Annotated in this window: 2 protein-coding genes; both read right to left on the reverse strand. The window is 71.8% G+C overall.

Going from position 1 to position 3,137, the window contains the following annotated elements; genetic code table 11:
• Positions 1 to 256 precede the first annotated feature (256 nt).
• On the reverse strand, positions 257 to 1,768 hold the full coding sequence (gene radA / locus V7067_RS11420; RefSeq protein ID WP_334176031.1) for a DNA repair protein RadA: 1,512 nt from the start codon (positions 1,766 to 1,768) through the stop codon (positions 257 to 259).
• Between the two features lie 6 nt (positions 1,769 to 1,774).
• Positions 1,775 to 3,016 carry an alanine racemase gene (gene alr, locus V7067_RS11425; RefSeq protein ID WP_334176032.1) on the reverse strand — a complete coding sequence of 414 codons (1,242 nt, stop codon included), beginning with the start codon at positions 3,014 to 3,016 and terminating at the stop codon, positions 1,775 to 1,777.
• Positions 3,017 to 3,137: the final 121 nt, after the last annotated feature.

The following is a 3,137-nucleotide window of genomic DNA, read 5'->3' on the forward strand; positions in this document are numbered from 1 at the left end:
CTGCCGGTCAGCCGCGATCGGACGGATCACCCTTCCGACCCCCGGTGCCCGTCCCCGCTGCCGCTTCGCGCCGGCCCCGCAAGAGACCGGCACGGGCCGGGCCGCGGCACCGCAATTCTATCTGCCTCACCGGCCGGCGGCGGGCAAGTCCGCCAGTCCGGCCAGCCGCCAGTCCGACCCTCCGCCAGTCCGGCCGTCCGCCAGCCCACCCGGCCTGCCAGTCCGTCTTCGCCGTCCGGCCTGCGTGCCCGGGCGGTCAGGCCTCGCGTACCCAGTCTTCGTCGTCCGGCATCTGCGGCCATGCCGGCCTGTCCGGGCTGCCTTGCGTCCGCGCCCCGGCAGGCAGCGTCTTCTGGCCGCCGCGGCCGGAAACCCGGTTGCCGTCCGCCGCGGGGCGGGACCGGCCGCCGGCGATATCGGCCACCAGATCGGCCAGCGCCGCCACACCCTGCACGCCCAGCGCACGACCGCGCGTCTCGTCGCCCACCACGGCCTCCGGCACCACGGCAGAGCCGAAACCGAGCTTCTCGGCCTCCTTCAGCCGTGCACCGGCATGGCCGACCGGGCGGATGCGGCCCGTCAGCGAAACCTCGCCGAAATAGACGCAATCGGGCGGAAGGGCAACCCCGCTGAGGGACGAGACGAGGGCCGCTGCAACCGCAAGATCCGCCCCCGGCTCGACAATGCGCAGCCCGCCGGCAACGTTGAGATAAACGTCGTTGGCCCCGAAGCGCACGCCGCAGCGCGCCTCCAGCACCGCGAGGATCATCGCCAGCCGGTTGCCGTCCCATCCGACCGTCGCGCGCCGGGGCATCGACAGCGGCGAGGGCGCGACGAGGGCCTGAATTTCCACCAGCAGCGGCCGCGTGCCTTCCATGCCGGCAAACACCGCCGTGCCCGGGCTCGACTGGTCGCGGTCGCCCAGAAACAGTTCCGAAGGGTTGGCCACTTCGCGCAGCCCCAGCCCGGTCATCTCGAACACGCCGATCTCGTCGGTCGGGCCGAAGCGGTTCTTCGTGGTGCGCAGCACGCGGAACGGGCCGGAGCCGTCGCCCTCGAAGCTCATCACCGCGTCGACCATGTGTTCCACCACGCGCGGGCCGGCGATCTGCCCGTCCTTGGTGACATGGCCGACCAGCACCACCGTCGCCCCGCTCTGCTTGGCATAGCGGATCATGGCGTGGGCGCAGGCACGCACCTGCGTGACGGTGCCGGGTGCCGATTCGGCCATCGCCGTCCACAGCGTCTGGATCGAATCGATCACCACCAGCGCCGGGCGCTCGCCGGAAAGCGTGGCGAGGATGTCTTCCACGCTGGTTTCGGCCGCAAGCGCCACCGGCGCATCGGAAAGGCCGAGGCGCTCGGCCCGCAACCGCACCTGCGCGGTTGCCTCCTCGCCGGAGACATAGACCACCCGCTCGCCCGCCTTCGCCAGCGCGGCGGCGGCCTGCAGCAGCAGGGTGGATTTGCCGATGCCCGGATCGCCGCCGATGAGGATGGCCGAACCGCGCACGAACCCGCCGCCGGTCACCCGGTCCAGTTCGGCAATGCCGCTCAGCACGCGCGGGGCCTGCGGCTCGCTGCCGGAAAGGTCGGCGAGCGTGACGGTGCGGCCCTTGCGGGGCGAGGTTTTCGGCCCGCCAAGCGGATTGGCGGCGGATTCCTCAACGATGGCGTTCCACTCGCCGCAGGATTCGCACTTGCCCGACCAGCGCGACGTGACCGCCCCGCAGTTCTGGCAGACGAACTGGCTGCGCCCCTTCGCCATGAGGCCTCAGAGCGAATAGCCGGCGCCGATGTGGCGGCGGGCAAAGCGGCGGCCGAGGTGGGTCAGCACCTCGTAGGAAATGGTGCCGGCGCGCGTCGCCACCCCGTCGAGCGGCGCGGTCGGGCCGAACAGCTCGATGAAATTGCCGCGCTTGACGAACTCCGAGGGCACGTCGGTCACGTCGAAGGCCATCAGGTCCATCGAGACGCGGCCGAACAGCGGCACCAGATGGCCGCCGAGCGCACCGAGCGCGCCCTCCCCGGCCGCATCGCTGCCGCCGGCCGAGCGCGGGAAGCCGTCGGCATAGCCGACCGAAACCACGGCAATGCGGGTATCGCGCCGCGCCGTCTGCGCCGCGCCGTAGCCGACGGTTTCGCCGGAGCGCACCGAGCGCACCTGCACGATGCGCGCCTCCAGCGTCACCACCGGCAGCATCGGGTTTTCCTGCCCCGCGATGGCGCTGCCGCCATAGAGCGCGATGCCGGGCCGCACGAGGTCGAAGTGGAAGTTGCGGTCGGTGAGGATGCCGGCGGAATTGGCGATGGAAACCGGAATGCCCGGCAGCAGCGCGCGCGCGGCCCGGAAGCTCTTGAGCTGGCTGCGGTTCATCGGGTGGTCGGGCAGATCCGCACAGGCCAGATGGCTCATGATGAGGCCGATGCCCGCCCGCCCCGGCAGCGTGCCGTTGGCAGCCAGCGCGGCGGTTTCGCCGAGCGAGATGCCGAGCCGGTTCATGCCGGTGTCGATGTGCAGCGCGGCGAACGGCACTTCGTCTTCCCGGCCCTGCCGGAAGGCGACCCATTCGGCGATTTCGGCCTGCGAGCCCAGCACCGGGTGCAGGCCGGCGGCGGCAAACACCGGAGCGGCGCCGGGCGCCAGACCGTTCAGCACATAGATGTCGGCCTGCGGCGCCACCGCGCGGGCGCGCACGCCCTCCGAAAGCAGCGCCACGAAGAAGGTGCGGCAGCCGCCGGCCGTCAGCGCGCGCACCGCCGGCTCAAGGCCGGTGCCGTAGGCATCGCCCTTGACCACGGCGGCGCATTCGGCCGGCGCGGCGGTTTCCGCCAGCGCCTGCCAGTTGGCCACCAGCGCATCGAGATCGATGGTCAGCCGGCCGCCGGCAAAGTGGCGCACGTCCTCGCGCAGCGCCGCCAGATAGCCGGCATCCTCCAGCCCGGCGAGCCCGGCGCCCGCCAAGTCCTCGCCGTAACCGGCCGCGTTGCCTGTGGTCCAGTCTGCCGCACTCATCTCTTCATTCCAGTCTGTCCGGCAGGGTCACCTCGCGGGCGAGGTTGGAGAACCGCGTCACTTCCGCATCGAACTGCAGCAGAACGGTGCCGGTGGGGCCGTGACGCTGCTTGCCGATGAT

It is taken from the genome of Pseudoxanthobacter sp. (assembly GCF_036822375.1).
In the GTDB taxonomy this organism is placed as follows: Bacteria; Pseudomonadota; Alphaproteobacteria; order Rhizobiales; family Segnochrobactraceae; genus Pseudoxanthobacter.

Bases quoted from the DNA above. Each gene is read 5' to 3' on its own strand.
- radA (WP_334176031.1), bottom strand. From the start codon at position 1,768: ATGGCGAAGGGGCGCAGCCAGTTCGTCTGCCAGAACTGCGGGGCGGTC.
- alr (WP_334176032.1), bottom strand. From the start codon at position 3,016: ATGAGTGCGGCAGACTGGACCACAGGCAACGCGGCCGGTTACGGCGAG.